Origin of the sequence: Nocardia takedensis NBRC 100417 (assembly GCF_000308695.1) — a bacterium.
Taxonomy (GTDB): domain Bacteria; phylum Actinomycetota; class Actinomycetes; order Mycobacteriales; family Mycobacteriaceae; genus Nocardia; species Nocardia takedensis.
Map to the genome: position 1 here is coordinate 107,637 of NZ_BAGG01000002.1, position 19,992 is coordinate 127,628.

The 19,992-nt window shown below is 69.6% G+C and carries 13 protein-coding genes; 4 read left to right on the forward strand and 9 right to left on the reverse strand.

The features are described 5' to 3' along the window. Positions 1–128: 128 nt before the first annotated feature. Positions 129–3,458 carry an arabinosyltransferase domain-containing protein gene (locus ON30_RS00650; protein ID WP_040703292.1) on the forward strand — a complete coding sequence of 1,110 codons (3,330 nt, stop codon included), beginning with the start codon at positions 129–131 and terminating at the stop codon, positions 3,456–3,458. Positions 3,459–3,615: 157 nt separating this feature from the next. On the opposite strand, the gene ON30_RS39980 is transcribed toward ON30_RS00650, so the two are convergent. The 6 genes from ON30_RS39980 to dprE1 all read right to left on the reverse strand — a co-directional run bounded on the left by ON30_RS39980 (position 3,616) and on the right by dprE1 (position 13,834). Next, positions 3,616–3,774 carry a hypothetical protein gene (locus ON30_RS39980; protein WP_169334860.1) on the reverse strand — a complete coding sequence of 53 codons (159 nt, stop codon included), beginning with the start codon at positions 3,772–3,774 and terminating at the stop codon, positions 3,616–3,618. 307 nt (positions 3,775–4,081) lie between these two features. Beyond that, positions 4,082–7,429 (reverse strand): arabinosyltransferase domain-containing protein, encoded by a 3,348-nt coding sequence (locus ON30_RS00655; protein WP_051028787.1) that lies wholly within the window; start codon positions 7,427–7,429, stop codon positions 4,082–4,084. 11 nt (positions 7,430–7,440) lie between these two features. After that, positions 7,441–9,273 (reverse strand): putative glycosyltransferase family protein, encoded by a 1,833-nt coding sequence (locus ON30_RS00660; RefSeq protein ID WP_245553884.1) that lies wholly within the window; start codon positions 9,271–9,273, stop codon positions 7,441–7,443. 202 nt (positions 9,274–9,475) lie between these two features. Then, the gene (locus ON30_RS00665; protein WP_169334861.1) at positions 9,476–11,455 is read right to left on the reverse strand and encodes a galactan 5-O-arabinofuranosyltransferase; all 1,980 of its coding nucleotides are present in this window, start codon (positions 11,453–11,455) and stop codon (positions 9,476–9,478) included. A 139-nt stretch (positions 11,456–11,594) separates the two neighbouring features. Further along, on the reverse strand, positions 11,595–12,374 hold the full coding sequence (gene dprE2, locus ON30_RS00670; protein ID WP_040703293.1) for a decaprenylphospho-beta-D-erythro-pentofuranosid-2-ulose 2-reductase: 780 nt from the start codon (positions 12,372–12,374) through the stop codon (positions 11,595–11,597). Beyond that, entirely contained in the window at positions 12,371–13,834 is a 1,464-nt protein-coding gene (dprE1, locus tag ON30_RS00675; RefSeq protein WP_040703294.1) for a decaprenylphosphoryl-beta-D-ribose oxidase, read from the reverse strand. Before dprE1 ends, dprE2 begins: the two co-directional genes overlap by 4 nt. Before the next feature lie 92 nt (positions 13,835–13,926). Here dprE1 and ON30_RS00680 point away from each other — a divergent pair, with 92 nt between their 5' ends. Further along, entirely contained in the window at positions 13,927–14,403 is a 477-nt protein-coding gene (locus tag ON30_RS00680) for a GtrA family protein (protein WP_083911063.1), read from the forward strand. Between the two features lie 292 nt (positions 14,404–14,695). Here the strand turns inward: ON30_RS00680 and ON30_RS00685 are convergent, their stop codons facing one another. Together ON30_RS00685 and ON30_RS00690 are read right to left on the reverse strand one after the other, a co-directional pair. Then, a complete protein-coding gene (locus ON30_RS00685) occupies positions 14,696–16,891 on the reverse strand; it encodes a molybdopterin oxidoreductase family protein (protein ID WP_040703295.1) in 2,196 nt (731 codons plus the stop codon). 275 nt (positions 16,892–17,166) lie between these two features. Then, positions 17,167–17,658, reverse strand: a complete 492-nt coding sequence (locus ON30_RS00690) for a hypothetical protein (protein WP_040703297.1) — start codon at positions 17,656–17,658, stop codon at positions 17,167–17,169. A 211-nt stretch (positions 17,659–17,869) separates the two neighbouring features. Here ON30_RS00690 and ON30_RS00695 point away from each other — a divergent pair, with 211 nt between their 5' ends. Continuing rightward, a complete protein-coding gene (locus ON30_RS00695) occupies positions 17,870–18,424 on the forward strand; it encodes a DUF4282 domain-containing protein (RefSeq protein ID WP_040703299.1) in 555 nt (184 codons plus the stop codon). Positions 18,425–18,704: 280 nt separating this feature from the next. After that, entirely contained in the window at positions 18,705–19,529 is an 825-nt protein-coding gene (locus tag ON30_RS00700) for a helix-turn-helix domain-containing protein (RefSeq protein WP_281004704.1), read from the forward strand. Here the strand turns inward: ON30_RS00700 and ON30_RS00705 are convergent. Continuing rightward, positions 19,489–19,929 carry a MarR family winged helix-turn-helix transcriptional regulator gene (locus tag ON30_RS00705; protein ID WP_051028788.1) on the reverse strand — a complete coding sequence of 147 codons (441 nt, stop codon included), beginning with the start codon at positions 19,927–19,929 and terminating at the stop codon, positions 19,489–19,491. The genes ON30_RS00700 and ON30_RS00705 overlap by 41 nt on opposite strands. Positions 19,930–19,992 lie beyond the last annotated feature (63 nt).

The window sequence follows — 19,992 nt, forward strand, 5'->3', positions numbered from 1 at the left end:
CGCGCCGCGGCGGGGCGCGGATTCTCGCCGCGATTTCCGGCGGGCGGATCGGGGTTTATTCGATCGATCCACAATCCATCGGTTACACGTCAAGCTGTGGATCGAGCGGGAAGATAGCATGTCCAACCGTGCCAGACGCCGCAACAGCTGTTCTCACCAAACCCACGCCCGCCCCGGCGGTCGCCGCGCGCGATTTCCGGACCGCGCGGATCATCGCGCTGGTCACGGGCCTGATAGGTGCGCTGCTGGCGCTGGCGACGCCGTTCCTGCCGGTCAACCAGACCGCCGCGGTGCTGAACTGGCCGCAGGGCGCCACGCTGAACAACGTGCAGGCGCCGCTGATGTCGCAGGTGCCGATCGACCTGCACGCCACCATTCCCTGTAGCGCGGTGCAGGCGTTGCCCGCGCAGGGCGGGATGTTGCTGGCCACCGCGCCGCCGCAGGGCGACCGGGCGGCGCTGGAGGCGCTGTTCGTGCGCGTCTCGGAGACGGCGGTGGACGTGGTCGACCGCAACGCCGTGGTCGCCTCCGCCGACCGCGCGGACATGGGGCGCTGCACGTCGATCGTGATCGATTCCGACAGCGCCCGCACGCACGCCGAGTTCACCGGTCTCACCCGGACGGTGCAGCGGCCGGTCGAGGGATCGCCGGGCGTCAAGGAGTCGGTGGTGGTCCCGGTCGAGGGGCAGCTCAACGGCGACCTGCGGCCGCAGGTGGTCGGCGTGTTCTCCGATCTCGAGGGTGCGGCCCCCGCGGGGTTGGCGTTCGAGATGACGGTGGACACCCGCTTCACCTCCAAGCCGTCGGCGATCAAGGCGATCGCGATGATCGCGGCGGTGCTGTGCACGCTCATCGCGCTGGCGGCGCTGGCCCGCCTGGACGGCAGCGACGGCCGCGGCCACCGCCGTTTCCTGCCCGCGAACTGGCTCAAGCCGACCTGGGCGGACGGCGCGGTCATCGGCACGCTGCTGGTGTGGCATTTCATCGGCGCGAACACCTCCGACGACGGCTACATCCTGTCGATGGTGCGGGTCGCGCCCGACGCCGGCTACATGGCCAACTACTTCCGCTGGTACGGCGTGCCCGAAGCGCCGTTCGGCTGGTACTACTACGTCATCCAGGTGTTCTCGGAGATCTCCACCGCGAGTCCGTGGGTGCGTCTGCCCGCGCTGGCCTGCGCGATCCTGTGCTGGATGGTGATCAGCCGCGAGGTGGTGCCCCGCCTCGGGCGCGGCGTGCGCACCAGCAAAGTGGCGCTGTGGACCGGCGGCCTGGTGTTCCTGGCGTTCTGGCTGCCCTTCGACAACGGTCTGCGTTCGGAGCCGATCGTCGCGCTGGGCGCGCTGCTGACCTGGGTCTCGATCGAGCGGGCCATCGCCACCGGACGGTTGCTGCCCGCCGCGATGGCGGTGCTGATCGCGGCGTTCACGCTGGCCGCCGCGCCCACCGGGTTGATGTGTGTGGCCGCGCTGCTGGCGGGCATCCGTCCGCTGGTGCGGATCGTGGTGCGCAGACACCGGCAGTTCGGCACGCTGCCGCTGTTGGCCCCGATCGCCGCGGCCGGGTTGCTGGTGTTGACGGTGGTCTACAGCGACCAGACCTTCGCGGGCATCCAGGAGGCCAACCGGGTCCGGCAGGCCGCGGGCCCGAACCTGGCCTGGTACGAGGACTACCTGCGCTACTACTACCTGTTCGTGGAGACGGTCGACGGTTCGCTCTCGCGCCGCTTCGCGTTCCTGGTGATGCTGCTGTGCCTGTTCACCACCATGTTGGTGCTGCTGCGGCGCAGGCAGGTGCCCGGAATCGCGGGCGGTCCGACGTGGCGGCTGATGGGCGTGGTCTTCGGAACGATCTTCTTCATGATGTTCAACCCGACCAAGTGGACCCACCACTTCGGCGCGTACGCGGGCATCGCCGGTTCGCTGGCGGCGGTGACGGCGGTGGCGGTGTCGGCCTCGGCGTTGCGCGCGCGCAAGAACCGGGCCATCTTCCTGGCCGGGTTGCTGTTCGTGCTCGCGCTGGCCTTCTCCGGCATCAACGGCTACTGGTACGTGTCGAGTTTCGGCGTGCCGTGGTTCGACAAGCGCATCTCGCTGCACGGCTACCAGTCCAATTCGGTGATGTTGATCCTGTTCGGCGCGTCGCTGGCGCTGGTCGGCTGGTTCACGCTGCGTGAGCAGTACGTGGGGCCGGAGGCGTCGCCGCGGTCGGCGCGCGGTCGGCGCATCCGGCGTTTCGCCGCGATCCCGCTGACGGTGGTCGCCGCGTTGATGGTGGTGCTCGAGGTGCTGTCGCTGGCCAAGGGCGCCTACTCGCAGTACCCGGCCTATTCGCTGGGGCGCTCGAATTTCGACGCGCTCGGCGGCAACTCCTGCGGTCTGGCCAACGACGTCCTGGTCGAGGAGAACCCGAACGGCGGTCGGTTGCAGCCGATCCTCGATCCGGCCGCGCCGCCGGACACCGATCCGCTGGCCGGGGTGGGGTCCTTCGGCTTCGACGCCAACGGCGTCCCCGACGACCTGTCGGCCGACAGCGTCGAGGTCAAGCCCGGTACGGGTAACACCTCCACCCAGTCGGTCGGCGCGGCCTTCGCCGAGGGCGAGAGCGCGGGCACCGGCGGCGGTCAGGGCGCGCAGGGCGTCAACGGGAGCACCGTGGCGCTGCCGTTCGGCCTGAACCCGGCGACGACGCCCGTGATGGGCAGCTACCAGGAAGGCGTGCAGCAGCCCGCCGAACTGACCTCGAGTTGGTACGCGCTCGCGCCGCGCTCGGCGGACAAGCCGCTGGTGGTCATCTCGGCGGCGGGCCGCATCATGTCCTTCGACGACACCGGGTCGATGAAGTACGGCCAGGAACTGATGGTCGAGTACGGCAAGCGTCAGGCCGACGGCAGCGTCGCGACCCTCGGCTCCTACCGGCCGCGCGATATCGGCCCGTTCCCGTCGTGGCGCAACCTGCGGGTGCCGCTGGACGAGATCGCTCCCGATGCCGACGCGGTGCGCATCGTCGCGGCCGACCGAATCCTGATCGGTGACCAATGGCTGGCTTTCACCCCGCCGCGGATGCCGACGTTGGAGTCGCTGAACAGCTACCTCGGCTCGGATCAGCCGGTCCTGTTGGACTGGGCGGTGGGCTTGCAGTTCCCGTGCCAGCGCCCGTTCGGCCACGTCAACGGTGTCGCGGAGATGCCGGGCTACCGTATCCTGCCGGACCGTCCGCTCGCGATCAGCTCGACCAACACCTGGCAGGCCCAGGAGTTCGGCGGCCCGCTGGGCTTCACCCAGATGCTGGCCAAGTCGACCACCATCCCGACCTACATGAAGAACGACTGGGCGCGGGACTGGGGTTCGCTCGAGCGCTACGACCGCTACGACCGCAGCGCCACTCCGGCGAAGCTGGATACGGCCACCACCTCCCGCCTGGGCACGTGGTCGCCGGGCGAGATGCGTCTGCCCTGAGCGTCGACGAAGCCCGCCGGGTGGTTCCGGCGGGCTTCGTCGTCGTCGGGGTCGGACGAGTCGGGGTCGGAAACGGAGCGAGGCCGTGACGTCGGTGACGTCACGGCCTCGTGAATGTCGTTGTCGGGCTGGTGGAACGGGGGATCGCCGCGGCGAGTTATACCTTCATGCGCCTGCCGAGTTCGCGGCGCAACACCTCCTGGGAGGGCAGGCGTCCGAGCACCCGTAATACGGCGGGACGTAACTCGCGCTTCTCGTCGTCCGTGAGCAGGTCGACGAGATCGCGCAGATCCATGTCATCGAAGGCTGCTGTCATACCCACAACGATACGTTCCCAAACTGTGTTGAGCCTGGCAATACGATCATCGGTTACTGAGGCGTCACTCCGCCGAAACCGGCGCTGTATCAGGAGGTTTCACCGGTTACCGGCGAGTGGGCGGGCGGGCTCAGCATTCCGGTCGGTATGTGGCGAGTTTCACAGAATTCAGCATTCCTGAATTATGATGCATCATGTCCGAATCGACCGAGTTCGCCGCCTCGGTCGACGTCGAATCAGCGGTAATCCGCCGTGCCGGCAACCTTCCCGTGTCTGTCCGGGACGATCGCGGGCACGGCGGCGCCACTCAGCGGATCCGGATCGGGTCCTGTTTCGACCAGCCGGCGCGATCGACCACCGAGACGTCGATGGTCGCCGGATCGGCCCCCGGCACGTACGGGGTGAACCGTTCTAGCGAACCCCAGTCCCGTCCCCAGTCCTCGTCCAGGTAGCTCGGCACCGTCTGCGCCTCGGCGATCAACCCGGTCCAGCCGAGCGGGCCGCCGCCGATGTCGTCCTGCCACGCGTTGGAGGCGTCCGAGCCGACCCGGTCCGGCAGGATGCGCCAGTCCGGCACCTCCGCGACCCCGTCGCGGTGGTCGAACGGGCGCTGGCACGGGAAGGCGAGCCCGACATGCCAGTCCAGCAGCACCGGATCGCTCGAGCCGACCACGTCGTTCAACGGGCGCAGGTGCGGCAACCGGGGCGGGGTGACCGCCAGCCACTGCCGCTGGGTGATGTCGTTGTCGACGGCCACCAGGCGCACCGCGTTCGCCTCGACGGGCAACTGGTCCAACGGCACCCGCAGATTGCGCCACGACGGCGCGGGACCGATGTCGAGCGGAACCACCGAGCCCAGCGTGGTCACCGTGCCGTCGGCCGCCCTCGTCCCGTACTCGAGGCGCAGATCCTGGCCGTAGGTGAGCACCCCGTCGGCGTCCACCGAGCGGATGCGGCCCGCCGCCGTCACCACCAGGACCCGGTAGGCCGGGTCGTGGCGCATGCTGTCGGCCAGATCGAGGCGATACCACTGCGATTCGAGCGCGGCCTGCCGCTGCTCACCGTCCTGGTAGCTGCCCAGGACCGGGGTGCGCGCCGGATCGAGCCCGAAGGGCAGCGCCACCGAACTGCCGTTGAGGCCCGCCCGTTCGGTCGTGCCGCCGCCGGTGCCCGCGCCGGTGGTGTCGGTGGTCTTGTTGGCGGAATCCTTGTCGATCGAATTCGCGCCGCCCGTCACGGTCTCCTCCGCGTCGGCGGTGAGATCATCGGCGACGCCGTCGGGCGTGAACCCCTTGGTGCCGGGGCCCGCGAGACCGTCGGCGTGGGAGCCCTCGAACGGTGACAGCAGCGAATCGGCCGTGTCGGTCTCCACCAGGACGTCGTCGGCCAGGCCGCACGGATCACCGGTCATGGCCGCGACATTCGACTTCGCGATCGAATAGGCCGGGTACTGGGTGACCGCCGCCTTGGCCAGCGAGGCCACCTCGAACAGCACCAGCACCGCAGCCGCGATCGTCAGCGGGGCCGAGGCGAACCGGTCGAACCGGTTCGGCGGCGCGGGAGCGCGATAGGGCTCGCGGAAGTGCAGCCAGACCGCCCACAGCAGCGCCAGACCGCTCAGGCCGAGGAACAGCGTCGAGACGCCCTTGCCCGCGACCAGCGGCGCCTTGTCCCACCACGGCACACCGTAACTGGAGACGTACCACCACCCGTTGGAGCCGGTGAAGGTGATCGCGAGCAGGAACAGCACCGCCGCCGCGAACAGCGCGCGGTTGCGCGGCGCGCGAATCCCGGCGCTGCCCACCGCGACCGCCGCCAACGCGGCCAGCGACCCGGCCAGTCCGGCGTAGACGCCGAAGTGGTGGGTCCACTTGGTCGGGGTGAACATCATCAGCAGCAGCGAGGCGAACACGATGCCGAGGATGCGCACCGACGGACCGCGCGAGGTGCCGGGGATGCGGCCCTTGCGCAGCACCTGCAACACGCAGACCAGCAGGCACAGCAGCATGACCAGCACGCCGAAGCGCCGCGACAGCGATCCGTCGGGCGCGAGCATCAGCAGTGAGTCCCAGCGGGTGCGCTCGTCGAACCAGGCGACGTTGGGCCCGACGATGGTGCGAACCCTGGTGGCCTCCATGACCGTCGCCAACGTCTGGTCGGCGAACACCACGATGAGCACCAGGGTGCCCGCCGCCAGGCCGGGCCCGATCAGCGCCGCGTAGCGCAGCGCCACGGTCAGCGGGGCGCGGCGCGGGGCGGGATCGACGGTGTCGCGGGCGGTTCCGCGCGGCAGCGACCCTTGGGCGCGTTCGACGATGATCTGCAACACCGGCCGGGACCCGGCGATCAGCGCGGCGATGCAGATCAGCCCGGTAGGACCGGCGGCCAGCGAGAACGCCGCGATCATGACGCCGATCGCCGCGGGAAGCAGGCGTCCGGTGGCGATCGCGCGCTCGATCGAACACCAGGTCAGCAGCGCGCCCGCGGCGATCAGCGGTTCGGGCCGCAGGCCGTTGTCGTAGGGCAGCCAGAAGGCCAGGAAGACGAGGCCGGCCGTCCACACCGCGACCCGGTGCGCGCGTACCCGCGCGCCGAGTCGCGGCAGCACCTCGCGGCTGATCACCAACCAGCACACGATGCCCGCCAGCAGTGTGGGCAGTCGCATCCACGGACTGGCCGCCGAGACCTTCGTCATCCAGGCCAGGACTTCGTAGGACCAGCCGAAGGGGGCTTCGGGAACGGCGAACCAGCGGTAGTAGTTGGCCATGTAGCCCGAATGTTCCGACGCGCGGGCCATGTTCAGGATGTAGCCGTCGTCGGAGGTGTTGGCGCCGATGACGTGCCAGAGCAGCAGCGTGCCGAGCACGGCCGCGTCGACCGGGCCGAAGCGCCACCAGTGCGCGGGCAGGAAGCGGCGCGCGCGGCGGCCGTCGGAGGTGTCAAGCATGTGCAGCGCGAGCAGCGCGATCACCGTGCACAGCGCCGCGGCGATCATGACGAGCAGTTTCAGCGCGCTGGGAGTGGAGGAGAACCGGGAGTCGATGTCGACGTGTACGCGCGCGTCGGCGATCCGCGCGGCGTCCAGGTCGGTGAACAGCCCGACCACCTGCGGGCGGATGTCGCGGGTGACGGTGTTGCGGAACGGGGTTCCGTCCGCGCGGTTCACGCCGGTGAATTCGGCGGTGGTGCCGGCGGCCGAGGCCTCGACGGTGATCGCCGCGCACCCGCCGATCTCGGCGACCGGCGCCGACAGCAGCGGTACGTCGCGCTGGATGATCGACACCGTGCCCTCCGACACCGCGACCACCAGTCCCTTGGCGGTGGCCTGTCCGGAGGCGAGGGGCACCGTGTTCAGCAGTGTCAGCGCGGCAGCGGGTTCCGTGCCCGGCGGCGGCGCGGTCTCGGCGGGGGGTGCGCCCGCGGCGTCGCGGAGGACCGAACAGGGCAGCGAGGCGGTCAGGCGCAGCGGTTCGTAGGAGACCAACGGCGCGGTGACATCCGTACTCGCGCCCGCCTGCGGCCAGTCCAGCGTGGCCTGGTCCTGACGCACCGGCAGCAGCGGGGTCAGCAGCGCCAGGACGAATCCGAGAAATCCGGAGACGAGGGCGATCAGGCGGTAACGGTCAAACGCTGGAGTCGATCGGTCCGGTCGCACGGGGGTTCATGCTAGCCACCGTCGTAGCCGCCGTGCCGGACGTCCCAGATCCACACGTCCTGAACGCGGGTGGGCAGGAAGCCGACCAGGGCGGTGACCGTGCTGCGCAGGACGTCGGCGTTGCGCGTGGCGGGCAGCACCAACAGGTCCGCGCGCCAGAAGTTCAGGTCCGTTACGGCTTCGGCGCGCTGCTGGTCACCGATCTCCGGGACCAGTCCGGTCTCCTGGGCGTGCACCAGCAGGGCGACGGTCGGCCGGAACTCCGGGCCGTAGATCCCCTTGCGGTCGGTGCTGGTGGGGCCGACGAAATAGCCGCCCGCCAGCGGGAATCCGAAGTCGGCCGCGCTCTGCCAGCGCAACTGTCCGGCCTCGGCGGGGCGCGGCGGCGGGATGACCACCACCGAGCCGCGATCCACGTAACGGTTGACGGTGCCGTCGGCGAAGAACGCGGGCGTGGCAGGTCGTTCGACCACGGGCAGGATCGTCGGCGTCAACGGGAGCAGCGCCAGGCCGAGCGCGGCGAACCAGGCGAGCGGCCTGCGGTCGCCCGCCGACGCCCGCCAAGTGGTGACCGCGCGCTGGGTGGCCAGCGCGAGGATCGCGGCGATGGCGGGCACGGCGGCCATGGTGAGCCGCGATTCCAGCACGGAGTTCAGGACGGGCACGTGTTCGGCCCACCGCCACGGCAGGGCGACCCCGGTGGGCTGCTTGCCCAGCATCGCCACCGAGCCCAGCGACAGCACCCCGAACAGCAGGATCACCGCGGTCGCGGCGCGCACCACCCGGTCCCGCCACAGCAGCAGCACCGTCACGGCCAGCAGCAACAGCAGCGGCCACCCGAAGTAGGCGTTCTGTTCGGTGTCGTTGATCGCGACGTACTGGCCGGGCAGGAACATCCCGCCCAGGGATTCCGACGGGAACTGCGCCAAGGTCTTGAGGTCGTTGCCCATCGGGCCGTGGTCGAGGGTGCGGTAGCTCTGCGCTCCGAAGAACTGCCACCACAGCGGAACGGCGGTCAGGGTGAGGGTGAGCACCGCGGCGGCGGCGACGGTGGGGGCGATCGCGACCAGGGCGCGCAGGCCGATGCGCGGTGCGTGCAGGTGGTAGGCGACGGCGAACACGCCGAAGGCCAGCGCGAAGATCAGCAGCGGTTCCTCGCCGAGGGCGATCTGCGCGGCGACCAGCAGACCGAGCGTCACGATGTCGCGCCATCGCGCCCGGGGCGCGTCGGGGTCGGTCAGTCCGCGCCGCGCGACCCGGATCAGCAGACCCGCGATGACCGGCAGCAGTCCCAGAGCGACGAAATTCGGGTGCGCGTTGGCGTGCGAGATCATCGCCGGGGCGAAGCCGCAGAACAGGCCGCCGATCCCGGCCGCGAGGCGCGAGTCGACCAGTTCCCGGGAGAACAGCCAGTACCAGGCGTAGGCGGTGCAGGCCAGGCCCAGCGTGAGGGCCAGCACGTAGGTGACGGTCGGGCCGAACAGCAGCGTGACCGGGGTGAGCGGGATGCCGACGCCGAACATGGCGGTGTTGGCCATCATGTTCACGCCCGCCGGATAGTTCTGGAGCGTGGTGCCCAGCGGGTTCTCCAGATTCGCCACCGAATGCGCGGTGACGGCGAAGAACCATTCCCACATGGTCTGGTCCTGGCCGCTCTTGATCAGGTAGCCGCCCGCGGTGTCGCGCCACTGACCCGACAGCACGACGACGGCCGCACCCAGATACAGCGCGGCGGCGAGCAGGTCCGCTCGCGCGGCGCGCAGTCGGCGCAGCAGGACCGCGCCCCGTGCGGGCGCCGGGGCGAGCAGGCTCCCGCTGTCCGCTTCGGGCGGGGTCTCGAGCACCGCCGTCGATCCGTCTCGTCCGCCTCGATCGACGTTTCCCGCGCGCACCTGCCGACTACTCCAACATTCTCGACGTCCGAACCTGCCCACACCCTAGGTTCGGCGGCTGTGCGGCGCACTCGACGTTCCTGAGAAGAAGTTGGCACTGCCCCTTGGAGTATCCAGTCCCGCCCGGTCCAATCCGTGACGCGACCCACCCGCGTCAGCGACGGACGGTGACCAGGGTGAACGGGCCGATATCGGTGACCGTGAACGCCGGGTCGGCGAACAGACGGGCGGGGAAGGCCACCGTGTAGCGCTTGACGTTCGGGTCGTTGGGATAGACGTCGGCGGCCAGTCGCAGCGTGTAGTTCTCGCCGGAGCGCCGGAACAGGAACGCGTCCGGTCCGCGCCAGGGTGTCGCGTCGATCGCGGCGCGCAGTTCGGCGGGGCTGTCGAGTTCGCTCCAGGTCTTGATGGCGGCGGCCCGGCCCGCGAAATCGGCGAGTGGGTTGGCGTAATGCGAGGTCAGCGCCTGGAAACCGAAGTACGGATAGTAGGACAGGAAGCTGGTGTCGGCGGTCAGGACGACGGTGTCGTCGCGGGGGCGCCCGGTCTGGGCCAGCAGCGCCGCGTCGATGTCGCGGTAGTGCCAGATCGCGGATTCCTTGCCGCGGTCCCCGCGCACGCCGTCGCCGTCGGTGTCGGTGTAGGCGGTGGTGATCTCGGGTTCGAGCACGTGCGGGATGTCGCGGACGAAGGCGAGCGCGCCGAGCAGGGCCACGGCCGCCGCGGCCACCCGGAAGCGGGCCGGTTCGTTGAACGCCTGGTAGGCGGCGCGCGCCCCCTCGACGAAACCGAACGCGCCCGCGGCGGACAGCAGGACCAGCAGCGGCGCTTCGAGCCGGAACGAGAGCAGGGTGGTGCCCGCCGCGGTCGCCAGCATCGACAGCAGCGTCCACAGGTAGATCGCGACGACGCCGAGGCCGAGGGCCTGCGCGCGGCGGGAGGAGGCGGCGCGCACGATCAGCCACAGCGTGCCGATCAGGCACAGCGCGCCGAGCAGCGAGAAGTCGACCATCGGCAGCGGCAGTTCGGCGCCCGACTCGGGCAGGTAGTGCAGCGCCGTCCCGGAGCCCGCGGTCTTCGTGGTCAAGGTCTTCAGCAGGTACGGCAGCCACACCGTGGCCGCGACCAGGCCCGCGATCATCGCGATCACGACCATCCGCAGCAGCGGCGGCACCGCCGCGCGCCAGGCCCGGACCGGCTCGGTCGCCTTCGTCCGGCGCGCCTCGGACCTGAACGTGTACACCGCGATGGCGGCGGCGGTGAGCCCCATCAGGAAGACGGCGAAGGCCGCGACCAGGAAGTACAGCGTGTAGAAGGTCGCGCCGAGCCCGAGGAACAGCCCTGTCCCCAGCACCGCGCCCCATCCACCCGCCGTCGCGGCGGTCGTCGTCGCCTCGGCGGGCCGGTGGATAGCCCCCCAGGCCAGCACCAGCGCCGGGGCCAGCAGCACCACGATGACCGCGCTGTACGCCTCGGGCGCGGCGTAGGCGAGGGTGACCGCCGTGGTCGCCGCCGTCACCGCGACCGCCCAGTCCGCCCGGATGAGTTTCGACCACAGCACCAGCGCCAGCACCGCGGCCACGGCCAGCGACCCGATCGCGTACGGCTTGTAGGCTTCCCAGCCGTCCATGCCGAGCACGTTCGCGACCCGTCCGCCGACCCAGAACCAGCCCGCCGGGTACATCGGCGGCAGGTCGATGTAGGTCATGTCGCGCAGCGCGGGACTGTCGGTGAGCCGGGTCAGGTATTCGGTGCGGAACTCCTGGTCCACCGAGATCCCGAACAGGTACAGCTTCGTCGCGGCCAATGGCATGCCGAGGGTGACGGTCACGAACGTCGAGATCCCGACCCAGGACAGCGGTTTCGCGAGCCACGGCCACCGGCGCATCCGGATCAGCACGATCGAGGCCACCAGCAGCGCCGCCGCGACGACCTGGCCGACGGTCGTCAACGCCAGCGTCACGTGCGAGGAGTTGAACGCGGGCCAGTCCACCAGCGAGAACGCGACCAGACCCACCGCGGCCACCACGATCGCGACCAGCGTCGCGAGCAGCGCCTCACCGAGCCCCGAGGCCAGGTGACGACCCAGGACCGCGCCGCGGCGGCCGGTGGGGACAGGTCCGATAACTCGCATTACGCCTCCGGGTTCGCTGCTCGGCTCCGTGTCGGGACGACCGCGGGAATGCCGCCGCGACGATGGTAACCATGCGCGGAAACACGCGAGCCGCACCGGTTCCCGGGGGAACGCGGCGCGGCTCGCGGAAAAGGAACTCTCAGAGGCCCAGACGACGGAAGATCGGGCGCGGGATGTGGCGCAGGATCATCATCACGTAGCGGAAGGCGCCGGGGGCCCAGATCAATTCCTTACCCCGCTCGGAAGCCGCCACCGCCAGCGCGGCCACCTCTTCCTTGTCGACGGTGAACGGCGCCTCCTTCGCGCCGGTCTCCTTCCAGTACGCCAAGGTGGTCGCGGTGCGCACCTGGCCCGGCCGTACGACCAGCACCCGCGGGCCGAACGGCTTCAGCGCCTCGCCCAGACCCAGGTAGAAGCCGTCCAGACCGGCCTTGGTCGAGCCGTAGACGAAGTTCGAGCGCTTGACCCGCTCACCCGCGGCCGAGGACATCGCGATGATGCGCCCGTAGCCCTGGTCCTTCATCTTCTCGCCGACCAGCACGCCCACCGACACCGCGGCGGTGTAGTTGATCTCGGCGATCTGCACGGCCTTGCGCTGGTCCTGCCACAGTTCCTCGGCATTGCCGAGCAGGCCGAACGCGACGATCGCCACGTCGACGTCACCCGCGTCCCAGGCCGCCTCGACGACCTTCGGGTGGCTGCCGGTGTCGAGCGCGTCGAAATCGACGACATCGACGGCGTTCGCGCCCGCGGCGCGCAGTTGCGCGACCGCGCCGTCGCGCAGCGGGTCACCGGGCAGGGCCGCGAGGATGATGCGCGCCGGACCTTTCTTCAGGTACTCCGCGCATATCGCGAGGCCGATCTCCGAGGTTCCGCCCAGCAGCAGGATGGTCTGCGGGTTACCTACGGCATTGATCACTGAAGCTCCAGCCTTCTCGCCATATCGGACATGAAAACGTTTGTGGGGTCGACCGAACGGCGGATCTTGATCCACTCGTCGATCCGGGGATACATCTTGTGGAAGGACTCGGCGGTGGTCCGGGAATCCTTGCCGGTGTAGAGCCTGCCGCCGAATTCCAGGACGCGCTGATCGAGTTCGGTGACGAATTCGTTGAGACCCGCCTTGATCGGGAAGTCCAGGCAGACATTCCATCCCGGCATCGGGAAACTCAACGGGGCCTGGTTGCCGGCGCCGAAGTACTTGAACACGTTCAGGAACGAGTAGTGCCCGGAGCGCTGCACATCGATGAGGATCTGCTTGAACTCCTGCACCGCCTCCGGCGGCACGACGAACTGGTACTGGAGGAAGCCGCGCGAACCGTAGGCGCGATTCCATTCGCCGAGCATGTCCAGCGGGTGGTAGAACGCCGTCAGGTTCTGCGTCTTGTCCCGGTAGGTGGTGCCCTTGCGGTACCAGACCTCGGTGGCCAGCGCGAAGGTCCGCTTGTTCAGCAGGCCGTTCGGGAACAGGTCGGGGAAGGTCAGGAAGGTCTTGCCGGTGAAGTCGAGCGGGTTCTTGCGCAGCTTCTTCGGCAGTTGGTCCAGCGTGGCCAGCGAACCCCGCGAGATCACCGCGCGGCCCAGCGCCGGCATCGGACTCATCGCGTCGAACCAGGCCGAGCTGTACTCGTAGCGGTCCTCGGAGCCGTCGCTGTGGAAGGCGATGGTCTCGTCCAACCCGGCGGTGACGTCGCCGTCGGCGATGAAGTACGCCGTCTCGGTCGGCGTCATCTCGATCGTGGCGCGCAGGATGATGCCGGTGAGTCCGCAGCCGCCGACGGTGGCCCAGAACAGCTTGGCGTTCTTGCGCGGGGTGATGTGGTGCACGACGCCGTCGGCGGTCAGCAGTTCCATCGAGCGCACGTGGTTGCCGAAGCTGCCCGCGCTGTGGTGGTTCTTGCCGTGGATATCGGAGCCGATCGCGCCGCCGACCGTCACCTGACGGGTGCCGGGCAGCACGGGAACCCACAGACCGAACGGCAGCGCCGCCTTCATCAACTGGTCCAGGTTCACGCCCGCGTCGACGTCGACGATGCGGCTGTCGCGGTCGATGCGGTGGATCCGGTTGAGCGCCGTCATGTCGATGACGAGGCCGCCCGCGTTCTGCGCGTTGTCGCCGTAGGAGCGACCGAGACCGCGGGCGATGACGCCGCGCCGCAGGTGCGCGGGCTTGCCGTCGTTGTCCTCGGCGACCATGGCCACGGCCTTGGCGATCACTTCGGGGTCCGGGGTTGACAGCACTTCGGCGGTGGTCGCGGCGGTGCGAGCCCATCCCGACAGCTTCCGGGTGTGCACGGGTAGCTCGTAGGAGGTCCCGTCGGCGCCGGTCGTCGTGTTCTCACCGGTCGGGGTGGTGGGGGTCGAGACTTTCGTGGACATCGAGATAGAGGCTACAGGTATCGCCCGCGAGGCGACCGCCCTCGCCGTACTCCCCGGTATGGCATACCTCTCCTGCCGTTAAGCTCGTCGCCGTGCATGCCGAATCCCAGCTTCCCTCGCAGGCCGAACCGCCCCTGACGGGCGCGCTCGGGGGGCCGATCGGTCCGGAGGAGGCCGCGGGGATCGACCTGCGGACCCAGATCATCCGGTTCACCGTCACCGGCGGGCTCTCGGCGATCGTCGACTTCGGGCTCTACATGTTCTTGAAGGTGGTGGTGGGCCTGCCCACCAGCGGCGCGAAGGCGATCGGCTTCGTCGCGGGCACCACCACCGCCTACCTGATCAACCGGCGGTGGACCTTCCAGGCGCCGCCGAGTCGGGCCCGTTTCGCGGCGGTGGTGGCGCTCTACGCCACCACCTTCGGCGTGCAGGTCGGTCTGAACGAGTTGATGGTGCGGTGGCTGGGCGATCAGGCGTGGCAGTTGACGGTGGCCTTCGTGATCGCGCAGGGCACGGCGACCGTCATCAATTTCGTCGTCCAGCGCGCGGTGATCTTCAAACTCCGCTGAGCCCGGACAAGCGCGCCGACCGCGGTGCTCCCGGCTCCGGCGACACCGGAGACGGAGGCGAGGTCGTCGACCGCTGTGACTCCGGTCGCGGTGGCCACCTCGGCGAGTCCGTTGACCTGTCGAGACGCCTTGACACCGAAATGGTCACCCATGTCCATCCGTTCGATGAACGCGACCATCGCAGGATTGAGCGAATGCCGGTTCGCCGCCGCGATTTCCACGAATTTGCCCATTCCGACCGTTCGGAATATCGGGAGCGCGGCGGCGGTACCGGATCACACGACGGAAGCGCTCACGCGGGAGTGAGCGAGACCGGGACGCCGTTGAGCACCGCGGTGCCCGATGGGACATCGATCACCGAATCGTCGGTCAACACATTGGCGTTGACGCCCGCGTGCGCGCTCGCGACGCCCTGCGGGATCTCGCCGTGCCCCCACCCGTGCGGCAGGCTCACCACGCCCGGCATGATCGTGTCGGTCGGCTCGAGCACCACCGTCAGCGCGCCCGCCGCGGATTTCACCACGGCCCGCTCGCCGAGACCCAGACGCGCCACATCGGCCGGATTGATCTGCAACGTGCACCGATTGGTGCCGCTGACCAGCGCGGGCACATTGTGCAGCCAACTGTTGTTCGAGCGCAGGTGCCGTCGCCCGATCAGCACGAAGTCCGGCGCGCGCTCGGTCAGCGCGGCGCGCATCCGCTCGACGTCGGCCAGCAGGGATGGCGGCGCGAGTTCCACCACGCGCGAGGCCGTCCGCAGCGCCTGCGCCAACCGGGGGCGCAGCGGTCCGAGATCGATCCCGTGCGGATTGTCCAGCAGCACCCGCAGATTCAGGCCGTCGGGGAAGTCGGACTCGAGTCGGTCCTCGTTCCACTCGCCGTAGGGGCCCAGGCGCAGCATCATGTCGATGCGCTGTTCGGTGGTGTTCTCCCCGTGCAGGTCGGGGCGGCGCTGGGCCATCCCGACGCTGTCCAACGTGCTCGCGATGACCATCTCGTCCAGCGCCGCCAGCGGATCGCCGGTGTGCGGTTGCCCGCTGACGATCGCGGCCAGCGTCGCGAGGATCGCCGCCTCGGACGGGCCGTCCAGCGGCAGCAGCGGCCGCGAGTACCTGGCGTAGTTGCGCACCGCGAACTGCAACAGCGCGAAGTCGTAGTGCGGCACCTGCAACGGGCGCGGCGCGGGCAGGATGACGTCGGCGAAGCGGGTGGTCTCGTTGATGTAGCGGTCCACGCTGACCATGAACTCGAGCGTGGCGAACGCCTCGGCCAGTCGGGGTCCGCTCGGCGCGGACAGCACCGGGTTGCCCGCCACCGTCACCAGCGCCTTGATCTGGCCCTCGCCCGCGGTGACGATCTCGTCGGCCAGCGTGGCCACCGGCAGTTCGCCCATGGATTCGGGCAGTTCGCGGACCCTGCTGATCCACCGGCCGACCTGGAACGGCTTGCTGCGGATGATCCCGCGGGCGGCGGCGGTGGACAGCATCGCGCCGCCGGGGGAGTCCAGGTTGCCGGTCAGCGTGTTGATCACCTCGACCAGCCACTGGGTGAGGGTGCCGTATTCGGCGGTGCAGGTGCCGATGCGCGCGTACACAGCGGCCGTGGGCGCGGCGGCGAGTTCGCGGGCCAGACGCGTCACCGTGTCCGCGTCCACACCGGTGCGGGCCGCGACCACCTCGGGGGTGAAATCGGCGGCGGCCGCGCGCACCTCGTCCAGGCCGGCGACCTCGACGCGGATGTCGGTGAGATTCTCCTCGAACAGGGTCCGCACGATGCCGAACAACAGGTAGGGGTCGCTGGCGGGGCGGATGAACAGGTGCTCGTCGGCGAGTTTGGCGGTGCGGGTCAAGCGCGGGTCGACCACGACCAAGCGACCGCCGCGCTTGCGCAGCGCCTTGAGCCGTCCGGGGAAATCCGGTGCCGTGCACACCGATCCGTTGGATTCGAGCGGGTTGGCCCCGAGGATCAGCAGGTAGTCGGTGCGGTCCAGGTCGGGGACCGGCACGACCAGCGGGTCACCGAACATCAGGCCGCTGGCGACCTGTTTGGGCATCTGGTCGGCGGTGCTGGCGGTGAACAGGTTCTTGGTGCCCAACGCGCGGATCAGCGCGGGGCCGTAGAGCGCGCCCGCGACGGTGTGGGCGGTCGGATTGCCCATGTACAGCCCCGCGGACTGCTTGCCGTGCTCGGCCAGGACGGCGGGCAGACGGTCGGCGATGTAATCGAAAGCCTCCGCCCAGCTCGTCTCGCGCCAGGTGTCGGTCGCGCGGTCGCGGATGAGCGGAGCCGTGACCCGATCGGGGTCGGCGTCCAACTGACCGAGACTGGCTCCCTTGGGGCAGAGGAAGCCTTTGCTGAAGGGGTCGAGTTTGTCCCCGCGCACGGCGGTGACGTGATCGTCCTGGTCGAGGGTGATCTCGAGTCCGCAGACCGCCTCGCACAGCGGGCAGGTACGCAGGAGATTGCGGGCGGTGGTGACTTCGGCCATACCCCATCATCGCGCCGCGCGGGGCTGCGTCAATAGTGGCTGGGACAGATTCGGCCGGTATCCGCGGGGAGGCGGAGACCGGCCGTCGATCCAGTTGACCGCGAGCTATCGACTCGGCGGTGGGTCGCCGTGCGGTTCCGGCGCGGGCCGTGAACGCGGGACCCGACGCCACGTGGGCGTCGAGCGGCCGCCCGCTGTGCCGCGGGCAGGCCGGAACCGTTCGGCTGGTGGCGCTACCGGCGGACCGGTAGCACTTGGTGCGTGGTGCGGGTGACTCAGCAGGCGACGCTGGTGAGGGTCTCGCCGGTGCGGCGACGCGACAGCGACGAGCGCACGGCCGCCGCGATCGCGACCACCGGGGGCAACCAGCGGGCATCCTGCGGGGCGACGCTCCACTCGGCGGCGCCCGCCGCGGAGATCTGGGTGGGCGGCAGGGCGATGCCCGCGCCGTCGGTGTGCACGATCGCGCCCGCCTCGCGCAGCGCCTCGATCGCCATCGCGGCCTTGCGCAGGCCGGTGACGAGGTGGATCTCGCGGCGCTCGGCGCCGGGGATCACGATGACCGGGCCGGACAGGTTGTTCGAGCGGAGGAACCGGCGCACATCGCCCGCGAGCTTCCCGCTGACCTCGACACCGGCCACTTCGTCGTCGGTGATCAGGCACAGACCGTTGGCCGTTTCGGCGACCGTCCACCCACGCGCGGTGTAGTCCTGCGCTGCGGCGGTCATGTCGGCCGCCGAGACGGAAGTCGGAAACGTGGTGCGCACTGTTTTCTCCATTCCCCGATAGATCTTTGGGTCCTGCGTTCACGGGGGGTATCGACAGCAGGTGGGTGCGGCGTTACGGATGTTTCCGAAGAAGTTTCGGTTTGTATGACGCGTCTCACTTCATAGAATCCGGCTATGACCGGGAGAACTTCTCCCGAAGTGGGTATCTCCTGCGGTTGGCCGGACGACGGGATGCGGGAAGGATCGCGCCATGAGCGACGAAACCGGTGGCGCGGCGGGCGAGAACGTCCCCGACCCCGAGACCGAATCCCGTTGGATCGCCTGGAAAGCCCTGCCCGCGCGGGAGCGGACACCGGCGATGGAGGCCGATCGGCCCGCCGAACCCTTCGCGAGTCCGCGCGCATTCCGCACCTGGGCGGTCCAGGCCGCCCGCGGTCTGCTCGACGTGCAGTTCCACCGTCCGGTCACCCGGACCTTGTTGCCGCTGGCCTACATGCTCGGTCTGGCCTTCGCGATCGGCGTCCCGATCGCGGTGACGGTGTTGATGTGGCAGGTGTCGGCGGTGCTGGGGGTGGCGGCGGCGCTGATCGCGGTCCCGCTCGGCCTGACCATCGCGGCCGTGGTGCGACTGCTGTTGGAGTTCCTGGTGAACGCCTCGCGGTTGGCGGCGCGCGTCGAGCACATCAGCGATCTGGCCGACGATCTGTTCCAGGCGCTCTCGGATGTGGCCGAACCGGTCAATCAACTGTCCGAGGATGTGCGCGCGGTGCAGTTCTGGCGCTTCCGCGGACGCGGGCGCAAGTAGGTCCGCGCGTGGCTTTCGGGCGCGGCCCAACTCTGCTGTATTGCCGAAAAAGACCACCCGTGAACCAGTTCGGCGCGAAAGGGACAATGGCCTGAATGTGCCGGCGGATGTGCACTATGTCAGATCAGCTGTGAAACAATGCTGTCCGGGTGGCCGACCGACCGCGGGCATCCGGTTGGAAGCGCGTCGCGCCGGGGGCCCTGGAGGAGCGCCGGGTCGAGTCGACGCATGGCGCGAGGGGGTAAGCATGGCTCTACCGAACGGAACTACGGGGTCGACCATGCCACGGCGGCAATTGGGCCGCCACCTGCGAGAACTGCGGAACCGAGCCAGGATGACCACCCGCACGGCCGCGCAGCGGCTGGAGTGGTCGGAGGCCAAGATCTGGCGTATCGAGACCGGGCAGACCTCGTTGCGCAGCCTCGATGTCGAGGCGATGTGCAAGGTCTACGACGCACCCGGCGATTTGGTGGGCACCTTGACCGCGCTGGCGCGCGAGACAAAGGCGCGTGGGTGGTGGACCACCTTCGGTGACGTCGTCTCGGAGGGTTTCGACGTCTACATCGGCCTCGAGGAGGCGGCCCGGCGGCTGTCGACCTACGAGAACGAGGTGATCCCCGGTCTGTTGCAGACCGAGTCCTACATCCGGGCGCTGCACGCGGCCGCGCGGCCCGACGCCTCGCCGGGCGAGCTCGATCGACGCACGCAGTTGCGGCTGACCAGGCAGAAGCTGGTGACCCGCGCCGAGGCGCCGCTGCATCTGGACGTCGTGATCGGCGAGTCGGCGCTGTGGCACACCGTCGGCGGGCCCGAGGTGGCCGCCGAGCAGCGCGCGCATCTGCGCCGGATGGCCGAATCGCCGAACCTGCGTATCCAGGCGGTGCCCACCGAGGCGGGTTACCACGACGGCATGGATTCCGGGCGTTTCGTGCTGCTGGAGTTCCCCGAGGATCTCGCGGGAGAGCAGTCCGAGCCGTCGGTGGTCTACGTCGAGGCGTTCACCGGGCCGGTGTACCTGGAGAAGGATTCCGAGATCGAGCGCTACCGCAAGGCTTTCGCGGGCATCAAGGCCGCCGCGGTGGACGTTCGCACGCTGCTGGACTGAGTTCGCCGGGGCCGTCCCAGCATTCGGCGAGTACGCGCCGATGGGTGGGGACGGCCTCGGCGTGTACCTGCCTGCCCTTGTCGGTGAGGCAGACGAACAGCGCGCGCCTGTCCTCGACGCACATGTCCCGGCGCACCAGGCCGTCGCGTTCGAGGCGGGCCACCGCGCGGGAGAGCGCGCTCTGACTCAGGTGGATGTCACCGGCCAGTTCGCTCATGGGGTATTTGCCGCACGCCGCGTCGACCAGGCGATCGAGGGTCTCGAATTCGCTGAGGCCGATCCGGTGGTCCTGGAGTGCCTTGTCCAAGGCGCAACTGACGAAGGCGTGCCGGTCGAGCAGTCGACGCCACTCGCCGACCAGCGCCTGCGGCGCGGTGTCCGACGGTGCCGTGTTCGACATGACGTCATCCTAGTCGTCCGGGCATGTCCATGCAACCGCATTAAATGTGTTGGCATTAAATGC

Excerpts from the sequence above, each read along its gene's own strand:
- ON30_RS00705 (WP_051028788.1), bottom strand. The coding sequence starts at position 19,929 with ATGTCGAACACGGCACCGTCGGACACCGCGCCGCAGGCGCTGGTCGGC.
- ON30_RS00695 (WP_040703299.1), top strand. The coding sequence starts at position 17,870 with ATGAGCGACGAAACCGGTGGCGCGGCGGGCGAGAACGTCCCCGACCCC.
- ON30_RS00665 (WP_169334861.1), bottom strand. The coding sequence starts at position 11,455 with ATGCGAGTTATCGGACCTGTCCCCACCGGCCGCCGCGGCGCGGTCCTG.
- ON30_RS00700 (WP_281004704.1), top strand. The coding sequence starts at position 18,705 with ATGCCACGGCGGCAATTGGGCCGCCACCTGCGAGAACTGCGGAACCGA.
- ON30_RS39980 (WP_169334860.1), bottom strand. The coding sequence starts at position 3,774 with ATGACAGCAGCCTTCGATGACATGGATCTGCGCGATCTCGTCGACCTG.
- dprE1 (WP_040703294.1), bottom strand. The coding sequence starts at position 13,834 with ATGTCCACGAAAGTCTCGACCCCCACCACCCCGACCGGTGAGAACACG.
- ON30_RS00685 (WP_040703295.1), bottom strand. The coding sequence starts at position 16,891 with ATGGCCGAAGTCACCACCGCCCGCAATCTCCTGCGTACCTGCCCGCTG.